At 73.4% G+C, this 22,302-nt stretch carries 16 protein-coding genes; 7 read left to right on the top strand and 9 right to left on the bottom strand.

All coding sequences use genetic code 11. From position 1 onward, the window contains the following. Window positions 1-202: 202 nt before the first annotated feature. From ACGFMK_RS44820 to ACGFMK_RS44810, 3 genes are read right to left on the bottom strand one after another with little or no spacing between them, the layout of a single operon-like run. Entirely contained in the window at window positions 203-529 is a 327-nt protein-coding gene (locus tag ACGFMK_RS44820; protein WP_392776742.1) for an antibiotic biosynthesis monooxygenase family protein, read from the bottom strand. Window positions 530-571: 42 nt separating this feature from the next. Next, window positions 572-1,474, bottom strand: a complete 903-nt coding sequence (locus tag ACGFMK_RS44815) for a serine hydrolase (protein WP_392776739.1) — start codon at window positions 1,472-1,474, stop codon at window positions 572-574. A 10-nt stretch (window positions 1,475-1,484) separates the two neighbouring features. Beyond that, window positions 1,485-2,357 (bottom strand): LysR family transcriptional regulator, encoded by an 873-nt coding sequence (locus ACGFMK_RS44810; RefSeq protein ID WP_392776737.1) that lies wholly within the window; start codon window positions 2,355-2,357, stop codon window positions 1,485-1,487. Window positions 2,358-2,464: 107 nt separating this feature from the next. On the opposite strand from ACGFMK_RS44810, the gene bla reads away from it, so the two are divergent. The 7 genes from bla (at window position 2,465) to ACGFMK_RS44775 (ending at window position 11,509) form a co-directional block, all read left to right on the top strand. Next, entirely contained in the window at window positions 2,465-3,379 is a 915-nt protein-coding gene (gene bla / locus ACGFMK_RS44805) for a class A beta-lactamase (protein WP_392776734.1), read from the top strand. 146 nt (window positions 3,380-3,525) lie between these two features. Further along, complete coding sequence (locus tag ACGFMK_RS44800; RefSeq protein ID WP_392776732.1) at window positions 3,526-4,110, top strand: sigma-70 family RNA polymerase sigma factor; 585 nt, start codon at window positions 3,526-3,528, stop codon at window positions 4,108-4,110. Window positions 4,111-4,325: 215 nt separating this feature from the next. After that, on the top strand, window positions 4,326-5,084 hold the full coding sequence (locus ACGFMK_RS44795) for an ATP-binding protein (protein WP_392776729.1): 759 nt from the start codon (window positions 4,326-4,328) through the stop codon (window positions 5,082-5,084). A gap of 181 nt (window positions 5,085-5,265) precedes the next feature. Beyond that, window positions 5,266-6,702: a dynamin family protein gene (locus ACGFMK_RS44790; RefSeq protein ID WP_392776726.1), complete on the top strand. Its 1,437-nt coding sequence runs from the start codon at window positions 5,266-5,268 to the stop codon at window positions 6,700-6,702. Between the two features lie 316 nt (window positions 6,703-7,018). After that, entirely contained in the window at window positions 7,019-7,810 is a 792-nt protein-coding gene (gene grpE / locus ACGFMK_RS44785) for a nucleotide exchange factor GrpE (RefSeq protein ID WP_392776723.1), read from the top strand. After that, window positions 7,803-9,635 carry a dynamin family protein gene (locus ACGFMK_RS44780; RefSeq protein ID WP_392776721.1) on the top strand — a complete coding sequence of 611 codons (1,833 nt, stop codon included), beginning with the start codon at window positions 7,803-7,805 and terminating at the stop codon, window positions 9,633-9,635. The genes grpE and ACGFMK_RS44780 overlap by 8 nt, the downstream gene beginning before the upstream one ends. Next, window positions 9,632-11,509 carry an Hsp70 family protein gene (locus ACGFMK_RS44775; RefSeq protein ID WP_392776719.1) on the top strand — a complete coding sequence of 626 codons (1,878 nt, stop codon included), beginning with the start codon at window positions 9,632-9,634 and terminating at the stop codon, window positions 11,507-11,509. The genes ACGFMK_RS44780 and ACGFMK_RS44775 overlap by 4 nt, the downstream gene beginning before the upstream one ends. Before the next feature lie 92 nt (window positions 11,510-11,601). Here the strand turns inward: ACGFMK_RS44775 and ACGFMK_RS44770 are convergent, their stop codons facing one another. From ACGFMK_RS44770 to ACGFMK_RS44745, 6 genes are all read right to left on the bottom strand, one after another. Next, window positions 11,602-12,234, bottom strand: a complete 633-nt coding sequence (locus ACGFMK_RS44770) for an NAD(P)H-dependent oxidoreductase (protein WP_392776716.1) — start codon at window positions 12,232-12,234, stop codon at window positions 11,602-11,604. After that, window positions 12,231-13,169 (bottom strand): TauD/TfdA family dioxygenase, encoded by a 939-nt coding sequence (locus tag ACGFMK_RS44765; RefSeq protein ID WP_392776714.1) that lies wholly within the window; start codon window positions 13,167-13,169, stop codon window positions 12,231-12,233. The genes ACGFMK_RS44770 and ACGFMK_RS44765 overlap by 4 nt, the downstream gene beginning before the upstream one ends. Continuing rightward, window positions 13,166-14,434, bottom strand: a complete 1,269-nt coding sequence (locus tag ACGFMK_RS44760; RefSeq protein ID WP_392776712.1) for an ATP-grasp domain-containing protein — start codon at window positions 14,432-14,434, stop codon at window positions 13,166-13,168. Before ACGFMK_RS44760 ends, ACGFMK_RS44765 begins: the two co-directional genes overlap by 4 nt. Further along, complete coding sequence (locus tag ACGFMK_RS44755) at window positions 14,431-15,693, bottom strand: ATP-grasp domain-containing protein (protein ID WP_392776709.1); 1,263 nt, start codon at window positions 15,691-15,693, stop codon at window positions 14,431-14,433. Before ACGFMK_RS44755 ends, ACGFMK_RS44760 begins: the two co-directional genes overlap by 4 nt. Next, window positions 15,690-21,092, bottom strand: a complete 5,403-nt coding sequence (locus tag ACGFMK_RS44750; RefSeq protein ID WP_392776706.1) for an amino acid adenylation domain-containing protein — start codon at window positions 21,090-21,092, stop codon at window positions 15,690-15,692. Before ACGFMK_RS44750 ends, ACGFMK_RS44755 begins: the two co-directional genes overlap by 4 nt. Next, window positions 21,089-22,302, bottom strand: a 1,214-nt coding sequence (locus ACGFMK_RS44745; RefSeq protein ID WP_392776703.1) for an AMP-binding protein, incomplete at its 5' end; no start/stop codon positions are given. The genes ACGFMK_RS44750 and ACGFMK_RS44745, both read right to left, overlap by 4 nt.

Below are 22,302 nucleotides of genomic sequence, written 5' to 3'. Positions count from 1 at the left end.
GGTTGACCATGTCGGCCGTTCGGGTCGGTCAACGGGCACCGCCGCAGGGGCGGTTCAGCCGCCGGGCTCGGGCACAGAAGCCCGCGCACAACCGTGCGGCGTTGCCGGGTTGGCTGCACACCTGCAACCGCCACCGCGGACACACCTCGCCGGCTGGTCAGTCACCCGCCGGCCGCGTCACCGACCTCACAGGGCAATACAGCTAGCGCTCGAAGCCGTAAGCGCGCTCCACCTTCGCGACCTCGATGTGGTAGTCCGCGTACCACTGCTCCCGGCCGCGGCGCTGCGCTTCCAGGTGCTCCGGGTGCTGCTTCCACGCCGCGATCGAGTCGGCGTCGCGGTAGTACAGCACCGTCAGCTCGCGGCCGTCGGCGTCCGTCTTCGACTCGCGGCCCAGGTAGCCCGGCTGGGCCTGGCCCAGCTGGGCCATGCGCTGGTCCATCGGCGCGTAGCCGTCGAGGTTGGCGGCGTCCAGCTTGCTGCTGACGATCACCGCGTAGTACGGCGGCTCGGGTCTGGTGAAGGACACCGCGAGAGCCTAGGTGCCGGAAGTCGCGCACCCAAGCGGTTTTCAGGTCGCGCGCAGGTGGTCGCGCAGCTCCCGTGCCACCCGGGACATCAGGACCTCCGCCTCGGGCTGGAGCACCGCCGGGACCCTCGACCCGGTGAGGGCGACGACGCCGAACGTCCGGCCGTCGGCGTGTTCGACGACGCCCGCCTCGTGCCGGAGGTTCAGCAGGGTGCCCGTCTTCGACGACCACTTCGCGGCGTCCGAGGCGAAGTCGGGGGTCAGGCGGTGCCGCAGGACGTTGTGCCCCATCAGGTCCCGGACGCCGGCGGCCACCGACGGGTCGATCTTCGACGGGGTCCACAGCGCCTGCAGCAGGTCGAGCAGCGCACGCGCGGAGGCGGAGTTCGCGCGGGTGACGTCGAGCTGGGCGAGCCGGTGGCCCTGCCCCGCGGTGCCCGCGCCGATGGCCAGCGAATGCGCCAGGTCGACGTCGCCGGAGCCGAAACGCTCGGCCGGGGTGTCGACGAGGTCGCTCATCGGGTGCCGCACGGCGATGCCGTGGACGCCCCACTCGTCCAGCATCCGGCCGACCTCCGCCGGCGGGGTCAGGCCGAACAGGGCGTCGGCCGCCGCGCCGTCGCTCAGGGACGTGCTGAGGTAGACCAGGTCTTCGACGGCGACGCGGGCCGGGTGGCGGAAGCGGGTCAGGCCGATCGGGCCGGGGGTGGTGACACCGCCGGGCTCGACCTCCAGCTGGGCCGCGCCGTCGAGCTCGCCACGGCGGATCCGCTCCAGGGTGACCGCCGCGAGGGGGACCTTGACCACCGAAGCGATCGGGAACACCCGGTCCGGGTCGATGCCCAGCTCCTGCCCGGACGCCAGGTCGCGGACCAGGAACGAACCGTGCAGGCCACCGTCGGCCAGCTCGGCCCGCAGCTCCCGGACCAGCGTTTCGGTGCTCACCCCGCTCTCCTCACGTCCCGGTGGCGCCGAGGCACCGCCCGACGGCCTCCCCCAGCGCGGTGCGCAGCCGGTCGGCGTCCGCGCCGAGCGCGGCGTGCACGTCGTAGCCGCGCGCAAGATCGATCTCCCCGATCGGCCGCCACTGTAGCCCGAGGTCGGTGGCCTGCGCGGCCGAGCACAGCAGCAGGTCCGCCGAGCCGAAGACGCCGGCCGCCGCCGAGGTCAGGGAGCCGGCGACGGTGACCTGGGCGGGCTGCAGGCCCACGGCGTCGCGGAGCCGCAGGACGCGGTCGCGGACGTGCGGGACGTCGTCCTCGGGCTGGAGCCGGACGCGCCGCCGCGGGCCGCCGCCCCGGCCGGCGCGCAGGGTCTCCAGGTGCACGACCTTCGCCCGCGGCGCGGCCACCCCGGCCAGTCCCAGCGGCACGGTCCACACGCCCTCCTCGGCCGGGACCGCGACGAGCGCGGCCCGCACCTCCTGGGTGCGGACGAGCTCGGCGCGCTCCCCCGGCGCCGCGGCGCGGAACTCCAGGTGGACCTCGAGCTCCCGGGCTTCGGCCGCGAGCTCGGCCAGGTCGCGGACGCCGCAGGTGTCCGGAACCGCCACCCGCATCGGCCGCAGCCGGGCGCGGCGGGCGTCGTGTTCCATCGCCTCGGCCAGCCGGACGAGGCGTTTCGCGGACGGCAGCAGGTCGCGCCCGAACGGGGTGAGCGTCGCCCGGCGGGACGACCGGTCGAAGAGCCGTTCGCCCAGGTGACGCTCGAGCGCCGCGATCCGGCGGCTGGCGACCGGCTGCGGGATGCGCGCGAGCGCCGCGCCCGCCGTGAAGCTGCCCGCCTCGCTCACGCTGACGAACGCCCTGCAGCCGCCGACCAGGTCCACCACCACATTCTATGCGATTTTGGCATGGAAACGTGCGTTTTCGTCTTGGACAGCATGAGCGGACGCGGTGAGACTGCGAGAGCCGATCAAGCCCGAAAGGAAGTGCCGTGCCGTTCCCCCACGTCCGGCGGACCGCGTTCGCCGCGCTGGCCCTGGTCACGCTCACCGCCTGCGCCGCGCCGCAAGCCACACCCCAGGCGACACCCCCGGCGCCGACCCGGCCGCCGTCGTCGCAGCCCGCCGCCGTGCAACCGGACTTCGGGCCGCTCGAAAGCCGGTTCGACGCGCGGCTCGGCGTCTACGCCGTGGACACCGGCAACGGCCGCGAGGTCGCCCACCACGCCGACGACCGCTTCGGGTACGCCTCGACGCACAAGGTGTTCTCCGCCGGCGCGGTGCTCCAGCGCACCGCCGTCCCGGAGCTCGGCAAGGTCCTCGAGTACACCCGCGCCGATCTGCAGGAGAACTCGCCGGTCACCGGGAAGCACGTCGACACCGGCATCTCGCTGCGGGACGCGATGGACGCCGCCCTGCGCTACAGCGACAACACCGCCGCGAACCTGCTGTTCCGCGAACTCGGCGGGCCGGCCGGGCTCGGCGCCGCGCTGCGCGGGATCGGCGACACCACCACGCACGTCGACCGGACCGAACCGGGCCTCAACGACCTCGCGCCCGGTGACATCCGGGACACCAGCACCCCGCGCGCGATGGCCGGGAGCCTGCGCGCGTTCACCCTCGGGTCCGCGCTGCCGCCGGAGAAACGAACCGTCCTGACGGACCTGATGAAGGCCAACACCACCGGCGGCGCCCTGATCCGGGCGGGCGCGCCGGCGGGCTGGGCCGTCGCGGACAAGACCGGCACCGGCTCGTACGCGACGCGCAACGACATCGCGATCGTCTGGCCGCCCGGGCGGGCGCCGATCGTGCTCGTGGTGCTGTCCGACCGCAAGGCCGAGGACGCGAAGCCCGACGACCGGCTGATCGCGGCCGCCGCCCAGCTCGCCCTCGGCGCCTTCCGGTGACCGCCCCGGCCGGTCCACAAAGGATTCGAAAGGCGATCTTCCGATAGAGTGGCGCGGAACTGTGCGCCGTCCCGGACCCCGATGGCCGAACCCACCGGGACCGGGACGCCTGTTCTCCCGACCCGGTGCCGACCCGGGAGACCACCGTGGGACCAGCGCCGCCACCGGACGTCCAGCTCGTGCGGGAGGCGGTCGGGGGTGACCACGACGCGGCGCAGCGGCTGTTCCGGGCGCTGCGGCCGATCGTGCTCGCCTACTGCCGCAAGCGCCTCGGCCGGGAGAACGCGACGACCACGGCCGAGGACTGCACCCAGGAGGTGCTGTTCGCGGTGCTCGTGGCCCGCCCGCGGTACCGGTACCGCGGCGAGAGGTTCCTGTCCTGGGTGTTCGGCATCGCGGCACACAAGACCGCCGACGTCCACCGGGACCGCACCCGCAGCCACGAACACCTCACCCCGCTGCCCGACCCCGAGGCGGCGACCGGCCCGGCCTGGCGGCTCCCGGCCGCGGCGGACGACTTCGCGCGGGTCGAAGAGCACCTGCAGGTCCGGCGTGTGCTGAGCCGGCTGCCGCGGCACTACCGCCAGGTACTGACGTTGCGGGTCCTGCTCGGCTATTCCGCCGAGGAGACGGCGGAGCTGCTCGGCATGCCGAGCGCCGAAGCGGTGCGGGTGGCCCAGTTCCGCGCGATCCGCCGGCTGCGCCGGGTCCTCCGGTTCGCCACGGCCTGACGGTTGAGTCCGATGTGGACAGTTTCGGGACCACGGGCGCTTCGTCGATCGGGCGCAAGGCCGTACCGCCCGCACGCCGTCCGGGTTCGTCGATACGGAGTACTGCGTGCGGAACGATCACGACTAGCGTGGAGTGCCATGGAGTCTTCGGCGGCGGGACCCCGGTTTCACCCACGCGCACGGCGCCGGCACCCCGGCGGGGACCGAAGGACTCCGTGCCGCCCGAACTGACCTTGCGGCTGACCCCCCGGCCGGAGAGTGCCCTGGTGACCGTCAGCGGCGACCTGAACCTGCCCGGCTACGCCTCGCTGCGCGACGGCCTGCTCAAGATCGCGGCCGACACCCCGCCGGGGATCGTCGCGAACGTCAGCGGCCTGACGATGGGCGAACTCGCCCCCGCGAGTGTCTTCCCGCTGGTCGCGCGGCGCATCGGGGAGTGGCCGGGCATCCCCCTGTCCCTGGTCACCGACCGCAACGCGCAGGTGCGGCTGCTCCACCGCTCCGGGATCGACCGCTTCGTCGCGGTGCACCCGGATGTCGAGGCGGCCGAGCACCACCAGGCCACGCCGATCCGGCACCAGGCGGACCGGACCCTCCCCCGCACGGCGAACACCGTCGCGCTCGCGCGCTCGTTCGTCCGCGAGCTGGCCGCGCGGTGGGACGTGCCCGAGCTGATCTACGACGGCGCCTTGATCGCCGGCGAGCTGGCCGACAACGCCGTCCGGCACACCTCGTCGGTGCCGCGGATGCGGCTGGACCTGCGCCGCGGGCTGCTGACCGTCGCGATCGCGGACGACAACCCGAACCCCGCCGTCCTGCTGGATCGGTCGGACGTCCGGAGCCCGGGGCTCGGCCTCCACATCGTCGCGCACGCGGCGAAGGTCTGGGGCAGCAGCCACCGGTGGTCCGGGGGCAAGGTCGTCTGGGCGGTCCTCACCTCGGCCCGCCACCACGAGCGCGGCGAACCGGGCTGATTCCGGGAAACCCGTTGGTGGGCAAGGAACTCACCGCCGGGCGGAAGCGTGGGGAAATCAGTCTGCGCCAATCGGGTGAGGTTCGGCGGCATCGGCCGTATTCGGAGAACCCGCATGTATCGCGAGCCGTGTGACGACCGACCTATAGCTGTCGAAAACGGACGCGGACGAAAGCGAGCGCATGATTCCGCAGCAGCAGGCCTGGCCCCTGGCCGAGGCCGTGCTCGAACTGGCGGTGCGGGCCGCCGCCGCCCCGGACCGCGCGCTGGCCGCCGCCGGGAACCGGACGGCGGAACGGTTGCGCCGCCCGCTGTGCGTCGCCGTCGTCGGCCGGGTCTCCTCCGGCAAGTCGACGCTGCTCAACGCGTTGCTCGGGCGCGCGGTCTCCCCCACCGCCGGCGGTGAATGCACGAAGGTGCTCTACGCCTTCCGCCACGGGATGTGGGACTACGCGGTCGCCGAACCGCGTGACGGCTCCGGTGACGTGCCGATGGACTTCGAAGGCACCCGGCTGTCGACCACGATCCCGCTGCCCGCGGACCGGCTTCGCCGCGTCAACGTCACGCTCCCGGCGTCGCTGCTGCAGCGCGTCACGCTGCTGGACACCCCGGGCCTGGCGTCGACGAGCGTGGAGACCTCGGCCGTCACCGCGCGGATGCTGGAGGACACCAGTGACGCGGCGGCGGACGCCGACGCGCTGCTGTTCTGCCTCAACAGCACGCTGAAGGACGACGAAGCCGCGGCCGTGCGGACCTTCCGCGCCGCGCGCGGCGGGGCGCGGCTGACCGGCGGCACCGCCGTCGGGCTGCTCACCAAGGCGGACCAGCGGACACCCGACCGCAAGACGGTCTGGAAGGAGGCCGCCGAGTCGGCCCGGAAGATGTCCGCCGCGCACGCGGAGCTGTTTTCCGAGGTCCTGCCGGTGATCGGGCTGCTCGCCGAGACCGCGGCCAGCGGCGCGCTGCGGGAACACCACGCACGGGCGCTCGCCGCGCTGGCGAAGGAGTGGAACCCCGACCGCAGCGAAATCGCGCTGGCCAGCCCGGAACTGTTCCGGGAGCTGCCCGGCCCGGTGTCCCGCGAAGAACGTGGCGAGCTCGTCGCGCTGCTCGGGACGTTCGGCATCGGTGAGCTGCTCGAAGCCCTGCGCTCCGGTGTGCCGGCACACGCGGCAGCGTTGACGGAGGTGGCGCGGGCGGCGTCCGGGCTGGACGCGGTGACCGCGCGGCTGGAGGTCGTGCTGGGCAACCGGGCCGACGTCCTCAAGGCGGCCTCGGCGCTGGAAGACCTGCTCGACCGGGCGGTGGACGCGGGCGACCGCACGATCTACGGCCAGGCGCAGCAGCTGCTCGACCGGGCGGAGATGTTCCCGTTGCGGCTGCAGGAAATGGCCCGCCAGCTGGCCCGCGGCCGGGTGCGGCCGCCGGCGGGCATGGCCGAGGAGGCGTGGCTCGCGGTGACCGTCGGCCTGCCGCGCTCGACGTCCGCGAAGGCGGCCCAGCGCGCCGGAGCGTGGCGGGAGTGGTCGGCGCTGGCCGACACCTCGGGCCGCAACGTGGCGCGGGTGATGGTCCGCGCCTGGCAGCTGGCCACCCACGATGATGGCGGTGCCCGATGACCCCGCACCGAATGCGGCGCGTGATGGTGCGGGCCCGGCAACTGGCCACCCCGACAACGGCGATGCCCGATGCCCCCGCACGGGCTATCGCTCACCGGCGTGTCGCGGGAGTGTCAGCGCTGGCCGACACCTCAGCCGGCGTGGCCCCGGGTGGTGGTCCGCGCCTGGCAGCCGGCCACCCAGGAAAGAGGCGGCGCCCGATGAACCCGGACGGGCTATGGCTTACCGCCACCCGGCAGGCGCGGTCCACCCTCGCCGACACCTCAAGCCGCGACGTCGCCCAGGTGATGGCGCCCCACGAGGACGGCGGTGCCCGATGACCTCGCACCGGCTGTGGCTCACCGGCGCCGCGGTGGCGGCCGCGCTGCTTGCCTTCATCGCCGTGATGCTGCTCGAACCGGGGAAACCCGACACCCGCCGGACGGCGGCCGAAGCGCTCGCCACCGCCGTGAAGACCGGGGACGCCGGGGCCGTCGCCGCGGTGGTGCCGAGTGGCGCCCGGGCCGTCGTCGTCCTGCCGCTGCGCGACGGCGGGCGGGCCGCCGGGGCCTCGACGGCCGACGGCGCGGTCGCGCTGTACCGCGGTGACGTCGACGTCCGGCCCCTGCTCGATCAGCTCTCCGCCGCGGCGGACGGCACGGCGAGCGTCGCGACGCCGGACGGTGCGTGGGCCGCGGTGGCCGCTCCGGCGGACAGTCCGCTGCCCGCCGCGTTCGCCGGGGCGGGGCTGGCCGCGGTCGCGCTCGTCGCCGGGGCCCGCGTGTTCGGCCGGACGCCGGCGCCCGCTCCGGCCGCCGATGCCGGGCACCGTGAGCTGCTCATCCTCCGGCTCGCCGAGCTGATGCCCCAGCTGCCCGAAGGGCTGGCCTGGCAGGCGGCGAACGCGCTGGCCGCGGCCGGGGTCCGGCCGGTTTCGCCGGACGGGGCGCCGTTCGACCCGCGCGCCCACCAGGCCGTCGGGACCGAGCCCGCGCCGGACACCGGCCGGGTCGACACCGTCGCCCGGACCGTGCGCCCCGGTTACAGCGACGGCGCCCGCGTCGTCGTCTACCCGAAGGTCGTGGTGTACGCGGACGCGGCACCCGCGGGGAAGGCCGCCCATGACTGACACCACCGAGCGCACGCACCGCGCACGGCTCACGCGCATTCTCGGCGCCGTCCGCGCCGAAGCCGTGCAGGGCAGGCACCAGGACCTGGTCGAGCACCTCGACGCCGCGACGCCGGCCGACCGCGGCGAGCGGATCCGGGTCGTGGTGGTCGGCGAGACCAACCGGGGAAAGTCCACTTTGGTCAACAGCCTCATCGGGCGGCCGCTGCTGAGCCCGGTCAGCGCCGAGGTCACCACCTCCTGCTGGCTCGAGCTGAGCTACGGCGAGCGTGACGAGGCCGTCGTCCTGCTCGCCGATCCGGCGGCGCCCGGCACCCCGCGGCGGGTGCCCGTCGACGTCCGGGACGTCGCGCGGTACGTCGCGCTGCCCGAGATCGCCGACCCGGTGCTCGGCGTCGAGGTCAAGCTGCGCGCGCCGCTATTGCGGGACCTCGTGCTGGTCGACACCCCCGGCGTAGGCGGCCTGCAGGAAGGGCACGCCCAGGCCACCCTGGCCGCGCTCGGCCAGGCGGACGCGGTGCTGTTCGTCTGCGACGCCACCCAGCCGATCCTGGCCCCGGAGGTCGCGTTCCTGGCCGAGGCGGCCGTCCGGGTGCCCGCCGTGGTCGTCGCCGCGACCAAGCGCGACACCAACGCGGACTTCGAGGTCGTCGTCGCGGAGACCCGCGCGCGGCTCGCCGCGCGGGACGAACTGCGGGACGCGCCGGTGTTCGCCGTCTCCGCGCCGCTCGCGGACCGGGCCGCCGACGTCGAGGACGCCGGGATCGCCGCCCGGCTGGTCGAGCTGTCGGGGATGGCCGAGCTGGTCGGCACGCTCAAGCGGCAGGCGGCTTCGGGGGCCGACGCGCTGCGCGCCGCCAACGCCGCGCGCGTCGCCGCCCGGGTCTGCCGGGTCCTGCTCGCGCGGGCGGAGGAGTCGGCGGCGCACACGCTCGGCGACGCGGGCCGGGAACGCGAGCTGGAGACCGAGATCACCACCCTCACCGGCCTGCTCGCCGACCGCGAGTGGCTGATGTCGGCGACCGACCGGCGGCTCACGGATCTGCGTGACGAGACCGTCGGCGGCTTCACCACGGCCGTTTCCGAGCTGCGCGACCGGTTCCGCGCCGAGGCCGAGCACGGCCCGGCCAACCGGCTGGACGCACTGGCCCCGCGGATGATCGCCGACCTCACCGCCCTGGGCGTCACGACGCTCGAGGCGACCGAGGAACGGACCGCCCGCCTGGCCGCCGCGCTGCTGGACCGGCTCGGGTTCGGCGGGGTGGCCCGCCCGGCGCCGCAGCCGGCGGGACGCCGGTCCGGACCGGCCGCGCCGCGGTTCCCCGACGACGCCCCGGCCCGCGCGCAGGCCGGGCTGACCGTCGCCACCGACGTCTTCGAGAAGCTGACGAAGATCGCCGGGGGCGCCGCGGCCGTCGTGACGTTCCTGACCGGGCCCGGGGTGCTCGCCGCCTGCCTGGCCCTCGCCGCGGGCGCCGGCTGGTGGCGCTACCACAGCGGCACCGACGGGGAACGCCGCAAGCAGCTGGCCGCCTGGGTGACCTCCGCCGCCGAAGACGAACGCGCCGGCTTCGACCGCGAACTGACCGAACGGATCCGCCGCGTCCGGACCTACCTCGACGAGGTCCTGCCGGAGCTGATCACCGCCCGCCGCCGTGAGCTGACGCGGCTGCGAAGCGAACTGGCCGACCTGGAACGGGCGGGAGCGCGGGCGCGCCAGGCCGCCGCCGCGTCGCTGACGACGCTCGTCGCCCTGCTGACCGGGCTGCTCCGCGACGCGGACGAGCTGGCGGCCGAGCTGCTGGAAGGGAAACCGACACCATGACCTGGGTTCTCGCCGTGGACTTCGGCACCACGAACACCGTGGCCGCGGTCGCCGACGAAGCCGGCGTGCACATCGTCAACGTCGACGGGAGGCCGGTGCTGCCCTCGGCCGTGTTCCTCAACGAAGCCGGCAAGAGCGGCAAGTACAGCTGGATCGTCGGAACCGCCGCGGTGAACTTCGCCCGCCGCCGCCTCGACCGGTTCGAGGCCACGCCGAAGAAGTCCGTTTCGGACGGGACGCTCTTCCTGGCCGGGCAGGACGTCCCGGTGGTCGAGGCGATCGCCGCGGTGTTCCGGGTCGTCACCCAGGAGGTCGCGCAGCAGCACGGCGGGCAGCCGCCCGCCGCGTTCACCGTCACGCACCCGGCCACCTGGGGCGAGTCCCGCGTCCGGGTGCTGCTCGAAGCCGCGCGGTCGGCGATCGCCCAGCTCAAGGGCTGGCCGATGCCGCACCCGCTGACCGAACCGGAGGCGGCCGCGCAGCGCACCCTCGGCATCGAGACGCTGCCGCCGGAGTGCCGGCTGGTGGTCCTCGACCTCGGCGGCGGCACGGTCGACGTCACCGTCGTCGACCGGCGGGGTCCGATGCTCACCGTCGCCGGGCGGCCCACCGGGCTGGATTCGCTCGGTGGTGAGGACTTCGACCTGCGGCTGGCCCGGTGGATGACGGCCGAAGTGGGCCGGCCCGGCCTGTTCGACCAGCTCGCGACGTCCGAGGACGCTTCCCGGCGCGAGAGCGCGGTCGAGATCCGGGACCACGCGCGGGACGTCAAGGAACAGCTGTCCAAGCTGCCCGCCGTGCCGGCCCAGCTGCCGCGCGTGCCGCCGGAACTGCCCGACTACACCCCGGTCCTGGTCAGCAAGCCGAACCTGGAAGAGCTGGTCCGCGGCGGGCGCGGGCGGGAGCCGGGCCTGACCGAGGCGGTCGAGCTGGTGGCGGGAGCGCTCGCCGAAGCGGCCCCCGGACCACCTCCGGCCGGGGTGTTCCTGGTCGGCGGCTCGTCCCGGATCCCGTTGCTGGGCACCCTCGTCACGCAGCGGATCGGCCAGCCGCCGCTGGTGCACGGCGACCCGACGACCGCGGTGGCCGACGGCGCCGCCCGCCACGCCTGGGCCCGCGCGCACGGCCCGGCCGCCTTCCGGCCGCCCGGCCCGGCCCCCGTGGCCGTGCCGCCGCCCCGGAAACGACGCCGGGCGCTGGCGGCGTCGTTCTCCGCGGTGACCCTCGCGGCGCTCGTGGTGGCGGCCTACCTGATCGTCGTGTCGAACGAAAGCTCCAGCTCCAGCTACACCTGCTCCGACGGCACGACGGTCGAGTACTCCTTCGAGTGCCGGAGCCCGACCACGTCGGCCACGCCCACGACACCGGACACCTCGGACACGTCGGCCACCTCGACCGCCACGGACACGACGACCACCAGGCCGTCCACTGTGGACGACGCCGGGATCGTCGAGGCGTCGAAGCGCGTGTGGCGGATGACGTCGGACCTCGGTTCGTGCACCGTCGACGCGTCGAACCTGATGTCCGGCGAGAAGTACGAGATGAACTGCCCCAGCGGCGACGTCCTGTACCGGGTCGTGTGGACGACCGACAGCGGGCGGAGCGAGCAGAGCATCGTCGGCACCTACCGGACGGCGACCGGCGCCGACCGGAAGAACTTCACCCTGACGGACGCCCCTGCGACCGTGATCGGATCCAAGGTCCAGGGCGCGTGGACGGACAGCCAGGGCCGGGACCACTACAGCTGCGTGTGGCAGTACGACCGTTATCCGGTCGCCCTGATCATCACCGGGCAGTCGGCCTCGGCGGTCGCCCCCGCCTGCGACAGCGCGACGTTCTACGACAACGCCCAGCTGGCCGACCGCGTCGGCTGACCTACCCGAGGAGCCGCGGGCCGGGCCCTGGTGAGGCCGGCCGCCGGCGAGTCGCCCGCTTGCGGACTTCACCGGGAATTGGCCGCAACCGGTCAACGGCCACCGAACAGCCGCGTCACCTCGCCTTCGACGTCGTCGAGCCACCGCGCGCGGTCGTCCGGGCCGGCGTCCGCGACCACGCGCAGCACGAGCCGCGTCACCGCCGGCTCGCCGAGGTAGGGCGCGAGGCAGCGGCGCCAGATGGCGTCGAGCGGGTCGCCGAAGAGGGTCCGTTCGCGGTCCTCCGGGGTGTCGGAGGTGTTGACGACGAACAGGTGCTCCAAGGTGAGCAACGACTCGGGCGCGCCGCCGGCGTCGTCGAGGCGGTAGGCGACGCCGGGGACCAGGATCCGGTCGAGCCAGCCGCTGAGGATCGCCGGGGGTTTGCCCCACCAGTTCGGGTGAATCGCGACGAGCCCGGCGGCGTCACGCACCTGCTCGCGGTGCCGCCGCACCAGCGGATCCGGTTCGGCGGCGAGGAACTCCTCCGCGCGCGTGCCGCTGGTGTAGGCCTCCTCCGCGGTGAGCACCGGGTCGAAGCCCTCGGCGTACAGGTCGTGGAACCGCACCGGCCGGCCGGCCCGCTCCAGCGTCGCCCGCACCCGTTCGGCGAGCGCGTGGTTGAAGCTGCCCGGCCGGGGGTGGGCCACCAGGACCACCACCGGCCGGGACGTGGCCTCGCTCATCCGGTCATCGCGACGAGGATGCGGCGCTTGCCGGTGAAGGGCTCGCGGCCGTGGGCGTGCAGCATGTTGTTGATCACCAGCACGTCGCCGGCCTGCCACGGGAACGCGTAGCTCACCTCGTCGTAGACCTCGCGGATCTTCGCCAGGTCGGCGTCCGGGATCGGGCTGCCGTCGGCGAAGTAGGCGTTGCGCGGCAGGTCGGCCTCCGGGTACAGCTCCAGCAGCGCCTCGCTGACCTCCTCGCCGAGGCTGGAGACGTGGAAGAGGTTGGCCTGGTTGAACCACACGGTCTCGCCGGTGTGCGGTTCGGCCACGAAGGACGGCCGGACGTGCCGGGTGCGCAGGCCCTCCTCGGTCCATTCGAGGGTCTGGCCGTTGCGGGCGCAGTACTGCTCGACGACCGCGCGGTCGTCGGTCTGGAACGCCTCCTGCCAGGTGAGCCCGAGGCCCTCGCGGAACGCCCGCGTGTACGCGACGCCGCCCGCGAACCGCTCGCGGAGGTCCGGCGGCAGCAGCCGGAACATCGCCCGGCTGTCGGCGATCGGCGTGGCACCGCCGGTCGCCGCCGCGGTGTCGCACAGGAAGAAGAGCCGGGCCGGCCAGTGCGCCGAATAGGAGTTCTCGTTGTGCATCGGGATCGACTCGGCGGGCGGGTACTCCGTCGAGGTGTAGATGTTCCCGGCCACCGCCGACCGCGGCGTCGAGCGTTCGGTGTAGGTGAGCAGCGCGCCGCCGATCGTCTCGGTGACCCGGTTGAACAGGTCGAGGTCGACCGGCAGGCCGCGCAGCAGGATCGCGCCGTGGTCACGCAGGTGCGCCTGCAACCGCGGCAGGTGCGCCTCGACCCACGCGAGGTCGGGGACCTGGTGGACGGCGATGCGGGTGTGCTCGTTGCCTTCGAGCTGCCCCAGCGGCGCCGCGAGATCGGCGGTCATGACTCCTCCAGTTCGAATCGGATCAACTTGGTGGCCTCCGCGTGCAGCGCGGCCAGGTCCTCGGCGTCGGCGAACCCGGCGGCGAGGATGTTGACGGCGTAGACCTCCTGGTCGCCGGTCAGCACCTGGCCCGGCGACACGATGGTGACGACCTCGAGGACCTCGGGCAGGTCGGCGACGTCGCCGGTCCCGGTGACGCGCACCAGCCGCCCGGCGCCGTCGGCGTAGACGACCAGGTAGCCCACCGGCACCGGCAGGCCGGCCCCGCGCGCGGGCGGCGGGGTGCCGAGGGCCAGCGAAACGGCCTCGGCGGTGACGTCGATGCCGGTGGCGAGCTTCAGCAGGGCGGGCTGCGCACCCCCGGCCGGGCGGCCGGCGTTGACCTCGACGACGGTGGGGCCGCGCCGCGCGTCGTCGATGATCTCGACGTGCGCGCAGGTGTGGTCGAGGCCCAGCGCGAGGACGGCGTCGGCCACGGCCGCCTTGATCGCGGCCGCGCGTTCTTCGGGCAGGTCGAGCGGCGGGCAGACCATGCCCAGCTCGAACTTGCGCTCGTCGATCAGCGTCTTGTCCACGATCCCGACGGGCTCCGCGACGCCGTCGCGGATCAGCACGTCCACCGCGTACTCGGGGCCTTGGAGCAGGCCTTCGACCAGGAAGACCCGCAGCGGATCGATCGCCCCGGGCAGGGTCCGGTGGTAGCGCGCGTCCGGTGACCGCGGGAGCCGCGTCGCGAGCAGCTCGTACGCCGCGACCAGTTCGTCCACTGTGGACACCAGCCGGACGAGGGTGCTCGCCGCGCCGTTGACCGGTTTGACGATCGCCGGGAGACCGACCACTTCGGCGACCTTCGCGGCGTCGCCCGGGTCGGCGAACAGGGCGCACGGCGGGCCGGGCAGCCCCGCTTCGGCCAGGGCCTTCCGGACGGCGAACTTGTTGTGCGCCACGACGAAGACGTCGGCCGGGCAGCGGGCGACACCGAGCAGCTCGGCCACCCGGGCGGTGCTCGCGATGACGCCCTCGGCGGCCGTGAGCACTCCCCCGGGTTCGGGGTCGCGCGCCCGGATCGCCTCGGCGACCGCCGGAGCGTCGCGGACGTCGTCGACGACCACGAACCCGTCCACGATCGACGTCAGCTCGGTGCGCTCGGCGTCGTCCAGGGGCTCAGTGACCAGTTCGGCCCGGAAGCCCTCCCGGCGCACGGCCGCCACGACGTCCTGGATCCAGTGCCCGCGGCTCTCGCGGACGACGAACGCGGTCTTCACGAGACCTCCAGCCGGATCAGCTCGCTCGCCTCGGCGTGCAGCGCCACGAGGTCTTGGTGGTCGGCGAACCCGGCGACGACGAGGTTCACCGCGTACGTCTCCTGCTCGTCGGTGAGCACCTGGCCGGGCGAGACCGTGGTGACGACGTCGACCACCTCGGGCAGGGCGGCGACCTCGTCGAGGCCGCCGATGCCGGTCAGCGTGCCGGAACCGGCGGCGTAGAGGATCAGCATGCCCAACGGGATCGGCAGCTTCGCCGGCTCCCGATCAGGCGGCGACGCGCCGAGGGCCAGCGCCGTCAGTTCGGCGAAGACGTCGACGCCGGTCCGCAGCTTGGCGAGCAGCGGCATGATCGAGCCCGCCGGGCGGCCCGCGTTGACCTCGACGATCGTCGGGCCGCGTTGCTCGTCGTCGATGATCTCGACGTGCGCCACGGTGTTGTCCAGACCCAGTGCCTTCACCGCGGCGGACGCCGCTTCGGCGACCAGCGCGGCCCGTTCGTCAGTGAGCCCGGCGGGCGGGCAGGACAGGACCAGCTCGAACTTGCGCTCGTCGATCAGCGGCTTGTCGAGGATCTCCACCGGCTCGGGGACGCCGTCGCGGATCAGGACGTCGACCGCGTACTCCGGGCCCCGCAGGAACCCTTCGACGAGGAACGTCTTCGTCGGGTCCAGCGTGCCCAGCGGACGGTGGTAGCGCGGATCGTCGGACTCGGGCAGCCGGGCCGCGAGCAGCTCGTACGCGGCCGCCAGTTCGTCCACTGTGGACACCACGCGCACGAGGTTGCTGCCCGCGCCGTTGACCGGCTTGACGATCGCCGGGAGCCCGACCCGCTCGGCTACGTCCCCAGCCTCCGCGGCCGAAGAGATCAGCGCGAACCCCGGTCCAGGCAGCCCGGCCGCCGCGAGAGCCTCGCGGACGGCGTACTTGCTGGCGCAACGGGTGAACGCCGACGCCGGGCAGCGCGCCACCCCGAGCAGCTCGGCGACCCGTGCCGTGCTCTCGATCGCGCCGTCGGAGCCGGTGATCACCGCGACCGGAGACGTGGTGATCGCGCGGATTTTGGCCGCGACGGCTTCGGCGTCGTAGACGTCGTCGACCGCCACCACGTCGTCCACGACGGCGGCGAGCGACGCCCGCTCCCCCGCGTCCACCGGCGGGGCGAGCAGGACCGCGCGGTGGCCGGCCGCGTGGACCGCGGCGGCGACCTCGCCGACCCAGTGCCCGCGGGCCTCTCTGATCAGGATCGCGGTGCTCACGCGGCCTCCTTCCCGGCGAGCTTCCGCTCCCGCACCTGCGCGCCGACCAGGTCGTCCGGCAGCGAATCCGGCACCTCGGTGTCGAACCGGCGCAGCAGCTTCACGGCGAACCCACCGAGGTTGATCACGAGCAGGACCAGCGCGTAAACGACGTACGCGAGCCCGACGCCGCGGCCTTCGCCGGTGCCGAGCACCGAGCCGACCGATCCGGCGAGGGCGCCGCCGGGAGCCAGCAGCGGCGAGAACCAGCCGACGGCCAGCGGTGCCAGCACGGCGAAGCCGATCGGCAGGGTGGACCAGGTGATCGTCTGGTTGATCGCGAACACCCGGCCGTGGTAGCGCTGCGGCACCTTGACCTGCACGAGCGTCGCGTAGATCCCCTGGGACACGGCCATCGCGGCGGACAGCAGGAACACCCCAGCGGCGACCACGATCAGCGACGGCCGCAGGCCCATCACGAGGCTGCCGAGCGCGATGCCGACGTTGCCGACGAGCACGCCGACCATCCGCCGCTTGCGCGGTCCGCCCCACAGCGCCATCCCGATACCGCCGGCCACGGCACCGACCGCTTCGGCCAGCGCCACCTGGGCGACGTCGGTGACGGTGCCGAACGAGAGCACCAGCGGCGAGACGAGCACCAGCGCGGGCGCCAAGAAGACGTTGGCCAGCGCGAAGTAGAGCAGCATGGTGCGGAAGCCGCGGTGGTTCCACGAGTACTTCAGCCCGCCCGCGATCGCCGTCAGCAGCGGCTCGCGGGGGCGCCAGCCGAGCAGGTCGGGGAACCGGACGAACAGCAGGCTGACGATGGCGAAGACGTAGCTCACCATGTCGAGGACCAGGATCCCGGACAGCTGGATCGCGGCCAGCAGGCCGGCGGCGATCACCGGCATGAGCAGTTGCGCGAAGCCGTTGGACAGCTGGGCGAGGCCCATCGCGTGCCCGAGGTACTGCTTCGGTACGAGCTGGGCGACCGACGACTGGTACGCGATCCGCTGCAGCGACCCCGCGACCGACCCGAGCGGGATCAGCACGTAGATGAACCACAGCTGCAGGTTGTCCGCGACCAGCAGCAACGCCAGGGCCAGCTGGATGAGCCCGGCGACCGCACTGACCGCGATCATGATCTTGCGGCGGTCACCGCGGTCGACCAGGGCGCCGGCCACCGGCAGGATCAGCACCCCGCACATCAAGGCCAGGGCCCAGAGCAGGCCGAGGTCGGTGACCGAGCCGGTGCGGGTGTAGAGCCAGATCGGCACGGCGAACGACGTCAGCGCCGAGCCGGTCGAGGAGACCAGCTGGCCGATGGTGACCGTGACGAACCGGGCCATGCTCGGCGGCACGGCGGGCTTCTCGTCCACAGTGGACGTGTGCGTGTCGTGCACCGCCCAGCCCGCGTCCTCACCCCGCTTCGCGATGTGCAGGTCGCCGGCGTCGTCGAGGGAGGGGTGGACGCGAGTGATGATCTCGGCCAGCTCGTCCGCGCGGTAGCGGAGGAAGAAGTGGCCGGCCTGGTCCAGCACGACCAAGGCCGTCTTGTCGGTGAGGAACTCCCACTCGCGGTAGCGCTCGGCGTAGTAGTCGGTGACCGGGTCCTCCGAGCCGACGACCGAGATGATCGGCGCGCGCAGCTTGGCGACGCGGGCGTCGAGCAGGCCGCTGAAGTACTCCTCGGCGGCGCGGCTGTCGGCGCGCATGGTGCTGATGATCCGGTCGGCCTGGTCCGGGTCGAGCTCCTCGGTGTCGACGCCCATGCCCTTGAGCCAGTCCGCGTAGTACCGGTTGCTGCGCAGCTTCTCCAGCTTCGTGCGCAGCGTGCCGACCGCGCCCTTGATCCGCGCGAACGGGAAGATCGCGCCGATGTGGACGACCTCCAGTTCGCGGCCACGCTCCTCCAGCCGGCGGGCGACGCCGACGGCGAGGGCGTTGCCGACCCCGCAATGGCCGTAGATGGCCAGGGGGCCGTCGATCCGCTCGAGGACCTCGTCGGCCAGCCGCTCGACGAGTTCGTCGAACGGCACGGCCTCCTCGGTCAGGCCGACGTCGTGGCCCGGGATGGCCACCGAGTACAGGGAATACCCGTCGGGCAGGGCGTCGGCGAGGGGCTGGTAGACGATCGCGCTGCCACCGCCGTACGGGAAGCAGACGTAGGTGAGCGTCCGCTGCTTCACGGGCTTGGTCAGCTCGTACAGCAGGTGTCCGGAGTCGTCGCGGTCGCCGTCGAGGAACGCCGCCAGCTCGCGGATGGTCCGGTGCTGGAACAGGTCCATCACGCCCGCTTGGTGCCCGGCCTTCGCGATCCGCGCGACCACCTGGGTGGCGAGCATCGAGTGGCCGCCGAGGTCGAAGAAGTCGTCGTCGACACCCAGCTCGTCGACCTTGAGGACGTCCCGCCAGATGTCCGCGAGGAGGACCTCCAGGGGTGTCGACGGCGTGACGAGTTCCTTGCTCGCGTCGCGGCTCGCCACCGGTGCGGGCAGCGCCTTGCGGTCGAGCTTCCCGTTGGGCGTCAAGGGAAGTTCGTCGAGGGTGACGAACGACGGCGGGACCATGTAGTCCGGCAGGGTGAGCTTCAACGCCGTCCGCAGTGCCCCGGCGTCCGCGTCGCCGACGACGTACCCGACGAGACGCTTGTCGCCCGGAGTGTCCTCGCGGACGAGCACCACCGCGTCGCGGACGCCGTCCTGCTCGCGCAGAGCGGTCTCGATCTCGCCCAGTTCGATGCGCAGACCGCGGAGCTTGACCTGGTGGTCGATGCGGCCGAGGAAGGCGATCGTGCCGTCCGGGCGCCAGTGGGCGAGGTCGCCGGTGCGGTACATCCGTCCACCGTGGAACGGGTCCGGGACGAACTTCTCGGCCGTCAGCTCCGGCCGGTTGTGGTAACCGAGCGCCAGGCCGACACCCGCGATGTGCAGCTCGCCGGGGACGCCGACCGGGCACGGGTAACCCCGCCGGTCCAGGACGTAGACCCGCAGGTTGCGGATCGGCGCGCCGATCGGCACCGACGCCACTTCGGCCAGCGCCTCCGGCGTGCAGTGCCAGGCGGTGACGTCGATCGCGGCTTCGGTCGGACCGTAGAGGTTGTGGAGTTCACAGTGCGGCAGGCGGGTGGTGAACTCCCGGGCTGTGACCAGGGGCAGTTCCTCGCCGCTGCAGACGACGCGGCGCAGCTCGGTGCACGCCTCGACACCGTCCTCGCCCAGGAACAACGTCAGCATCGACGGGACGAAGTGGGCCGTGGTGATGCGCTCGGAAACCAGGAGTTCGCGCAGGTAAGCCGCGTCCTTGTGGCCGCCCGGCTCGGCCAGGACCAGCCGGGCGCCGGTGCTGAGCGGCCAGAAGAACTCCCACACCGAGACGTCGAAGCTCGCCGGGGTCTTCTGCAGGACGGAGTCCGAACCGTCGAGGCCGTAGGCGCGCTGCATCCAGTCGAGGCGGTTGACGATGCCGCGGTGCCCGTTCGGCACGCCCTTCGGCCGCCCGGTGGAACCCGAGGTGTAGATGACGTACGCCGGATCGTCCGGCCCGGCCAGCACATCGACCTGGTCGTCGGGCTGCCCGGTCAGGTCGTCGAGGACGACGACGGTCGCGTCGCCCGGCGGCAGGGTGTCGCGCAGCGCGGCCTGCGTGAGCACCACCGGCGCGGCGGCGTCCTCCAGCATGAACGCGAGCCGGTCGGCCGGGTACTCCGGATCCAGCGGGACGTACGCGCCGCCTGCCTTCAGCACCCCGAGCAGGCCCGCGACCAGCTCGAACGACCGGTTCGCGAAGACCCCGACCAGCGTGCCCGGGCCGACACCCAGCTCCCGCAGGCGGTGCGCGACGCGGTTGGCGCGGGCGTCCAGGTCCCGGTAGGACAGGGAGTCGCCGCGGAACGTCAGTGCGGGCGCGTCCGGCGTGCGGGCGACCTGGGCTTCGACGAGCGAGTGGAGCGTGCCCGGCGGGATCTCCCCCGCCGTGTCGTTCCAGCGGTTCAGCACCAGGTCCCGCTGGTCGCCCAAGAGGTCCAGTTCGGACACCGCCCGCGCCGGGTCGGCGACGATCGAGCGCAGCAGCGTCACCAGGCGGTCGGCCATCCCGGCGACGGTCTCCGTGCCGAACAGCGCGGTGTTGTGGACGAACTTGCCGATCAGGCCGGACTCGATCTCGATCGCGTGGAACTCGAAGTCGAACCGGGTGGCGGGCAGGTCCATCGGCAGCCAGCGAAAGTCCACTTCGGACTTCCCCGCCGCGGCCATCCGGCCCATCTCGTAGTTCTGCAGCGCGAACATGGCCTGGAACACCGGCGAGCGGCTGACGTCCCGGGGCACGCCCAGGGCGTTGACCAGGCGTTCGAAGGGGACGTCGGCGTGGTCGAACGCGTCGAGCACGTGACGCCGGGTCCGGTCCAGCAGCTCGACGAACGTCGGGTCGCCGTCCAGCTGGGCGCGCAGCGGCAGCATGTTGATGAACATGCCGACGACACCCTCCAGCTCGGGCAGCCCGCGCCCGGCCGACGACGACCCGACCGCGAAGTCCTCCTGCCCGGAGTACCGCGACAGCAGCAGCTGGTAGGCGGCGAGCAGCGTCATGAAGAGCGTGACGCCGTGCTCGCGGCTCAGCTCACCGAGCGCCCGGGCCAGGTCCTTCTCGACGAAGAACTCGTGGATGGCGCCGTCGAACGTCTGGGTCGCCGGGCGTGGCCGGTCCGTCGGCAGCTCCAGGGGTTCGACGCCGCGGAGGGTGTCCTGCCAGTGGTCCAGCTGCCGGTCGAGTTCGGTGCCGGTGAGCGTCCGGCGTTGCCAGTGCGCGAAGTCGCCGTAGCCGATCGACAACGCGGGCAGGCCGGCCGCAGTGCCGTGGTAGTGGGCGGCGAGGTCGCGCAGCAGGAGGTCGACCGACCAGCCGTCGCCGACGATGTGGTGCGTGCACACGGCGAGGAGGTGCTCGTCGTCGCCGATCCGGACCAAGGTGGCGCGCAGCAGCGGGCCGTCGACCAGGTCGAACGGCTCCACCGCGGCGGCGTCGACCGCCGCTCGGGCCGCGTCCTCATCGGCGGCGTCCACCAGGGACAGCGGCACGGTGGCGACCGGGTCGAGGCGGACGGACGGCTGCCCGTCCTCCCCCGCCGGGAACCGCATCCGCAGCGCCTCGTGCCGGACCGGGAGAGCGTCGAGCGCCGCCTGCAGCTGCTGGAGATCCAGACGGCCGGTGAGGCGGATCGGGACGGGGATGTGGTACGACGTGGTCCCGGGCGCGAACTGCTCCATGAACCAGACGCGTTCCTGCTGGTAAGACAGCGGAACGGGGTCGCCGTCCGGGCGCGGGGTGATGGTCGCGGCCGGTTCGGCGCGCCGGCGCAGCCGTCGTTCCAGCAGGGCCCGGCGCGCGGCGGCGCTGCTGGTCTCGTCGATCGTGGTCACGCTTGCTCGCTTTCGGCCAGCTGGGCCTGGACCTCTTCGTCGCTGAGCTGGTCGAGGTCTTCTTCCAGGCGCCGTTCGACCTCGGCGGCGAGGCCCGCCACCGTGGTGAACGAGAAGAGGCCGCGGACGGGCAGTTCGACCCCGACCTGCTTGCGGATCCGGGCCATCGCGCGGATGGCCAGCAGCGAGTTGCCGCCGTGGGCGAAGAAGTCGTCGTGGACCCCGAGCTTCTCGACGCCCAGGAGTTCACCGAGCACCTCCGCGACCAGTTCCTCGGCCGCGGTGCTCGGGGCGACGTACTCCGTCTCCCCGCCGAGCTGGGGATCGGGCAGCGCGGCGCGGTCGAGCTTGCCGCTGGCCGCGACCGGCAGGGCGTCCAGGGTGACGAACAGGGTGGGCACCAGGTACTCCGGCAGGCTCGCCCGCAACGCCTCCGCCGCGCCTTCGGCGGTGCCGACGACGTAACCGACCAGCGTGCCCTCGCGAACCGCGACGGCGGCGTCCCGGACGTCCGGCAGCTCGCGGAGCGCGGCTTCGACTTCGCCGGGCTCGATGCGGTAGCCGCGCAGTTTGACCTGGTCGTCGGTGCGGCCGAGGTACTCGAGGGTGCCGTCGCGGCGCCAGCGGGCGAGGTCGCCGGTGGCGTACATCCGGCCGAACGGACCGTCCGGGAAGCGTTCCGCGGTCAGCTCGGGCAGGCCGAGGTAGCCCTCGGCGAGCTGGGCACCGGCCAGGTGGAGCTGGCCCGCGACACCCGGCGGGACCGGCCGGAGCCGGTCGTCGAGGACGTAGACGCGGGTGCCGGGGATCGGGCGGCCGATCGGGACCGGGCCGGCAACCGGGCCGTCGAGCCGGTGGGCGACGCAGCCGACGGTCGCCTCGGTCGGGCCGTACTCGTTGGTGACGGTCGCGGCGAACCGGCGCACGACCTCGCCCATGAGCGCTTCGCCGCCGAGGACCAGGTCCCCGGTCGGGTACGACTCCTCCGGCAGTACGGCGAGGTGGGTCGGCGTCGCCTTGACGAAGTCCGGCCGACCGGAGTCCACAATGGACCCACCGGCGGTGAGCGGGCCGAGCAGCGTCGTCACGGTGAGGTCGAACGACGCCGACGTGTGCAGCAGCGCCCGGCCGCTCAGACTCGGGTACGCCTCGCGCGCCCAGGCCAGGTAGGCGGCCAGGGCACGGTGCCCGACCTGCACACCCTTGGGGC

The sequence above is a fragment of the Amycolatopsis sp. NPDC049252 genome, assembly GCF_043197175.1.
In the GTDB taxonomy this organism is placed as follows: domain Bacteria; phylum Actinomycetota; class Actinomycetes; order Mycobacteriales; family Pseudonocardiaceae; genus Amycolatopsis.
The sequence above is the reverse complement of the archived record's forward strand: the minus strand, read 5'-3'. Positions and strand labels throughout refer to the sequence as shown.

Excerpts from the sequence above, each read along its gene's own strand:
- ACGFMK_RS44790 (WP_392776726.1), top strand. The coding sequence starts at position 5,266 with ATGATTCCGCAGCAGCAGGCCTGGCCCCTGGCCGAGGCCGTGCTCGAA.
- ACGFMK_RS44770 (WP_392776716.1), bottom strand. The coding sequence starts at position 12,234 with ATGAGCGAGGCCACGTCCCGGCCGGTGGTGGTCCTGGTGGCCCACCCC.
- ACGFMK_RS44780 (WP_392776721.1), top strand. The coding sequence starts at position 7,803 with ATGACTGACACCACCGAGCGCACGCACCGCGCACGGCTCACGCGCATT.
- ACGFMK_RS44765 (WP_392776714.1), bottom strand. The coding sequence starts at position 13,169 with ATGACCGCCGATCTCGCGGCGCCGCTGGGGCAGCTCGAAGGCAACGAG.
- ACGFMK_RS44775 (WP_392776719.1), top strand. The coding sequence starts at position 9,632 with ATGACCTGGGTTCTCGCCGTGGACTTCGGCACCACGAACACCGTGGCC.
- grpE (WP_392776723.1), top strand. The coding sequence starts at position 7,019 with ATGACCTCGCACCGGCTGTGGCTCACCGGCGCCGCGGTGGCGGCCGCG.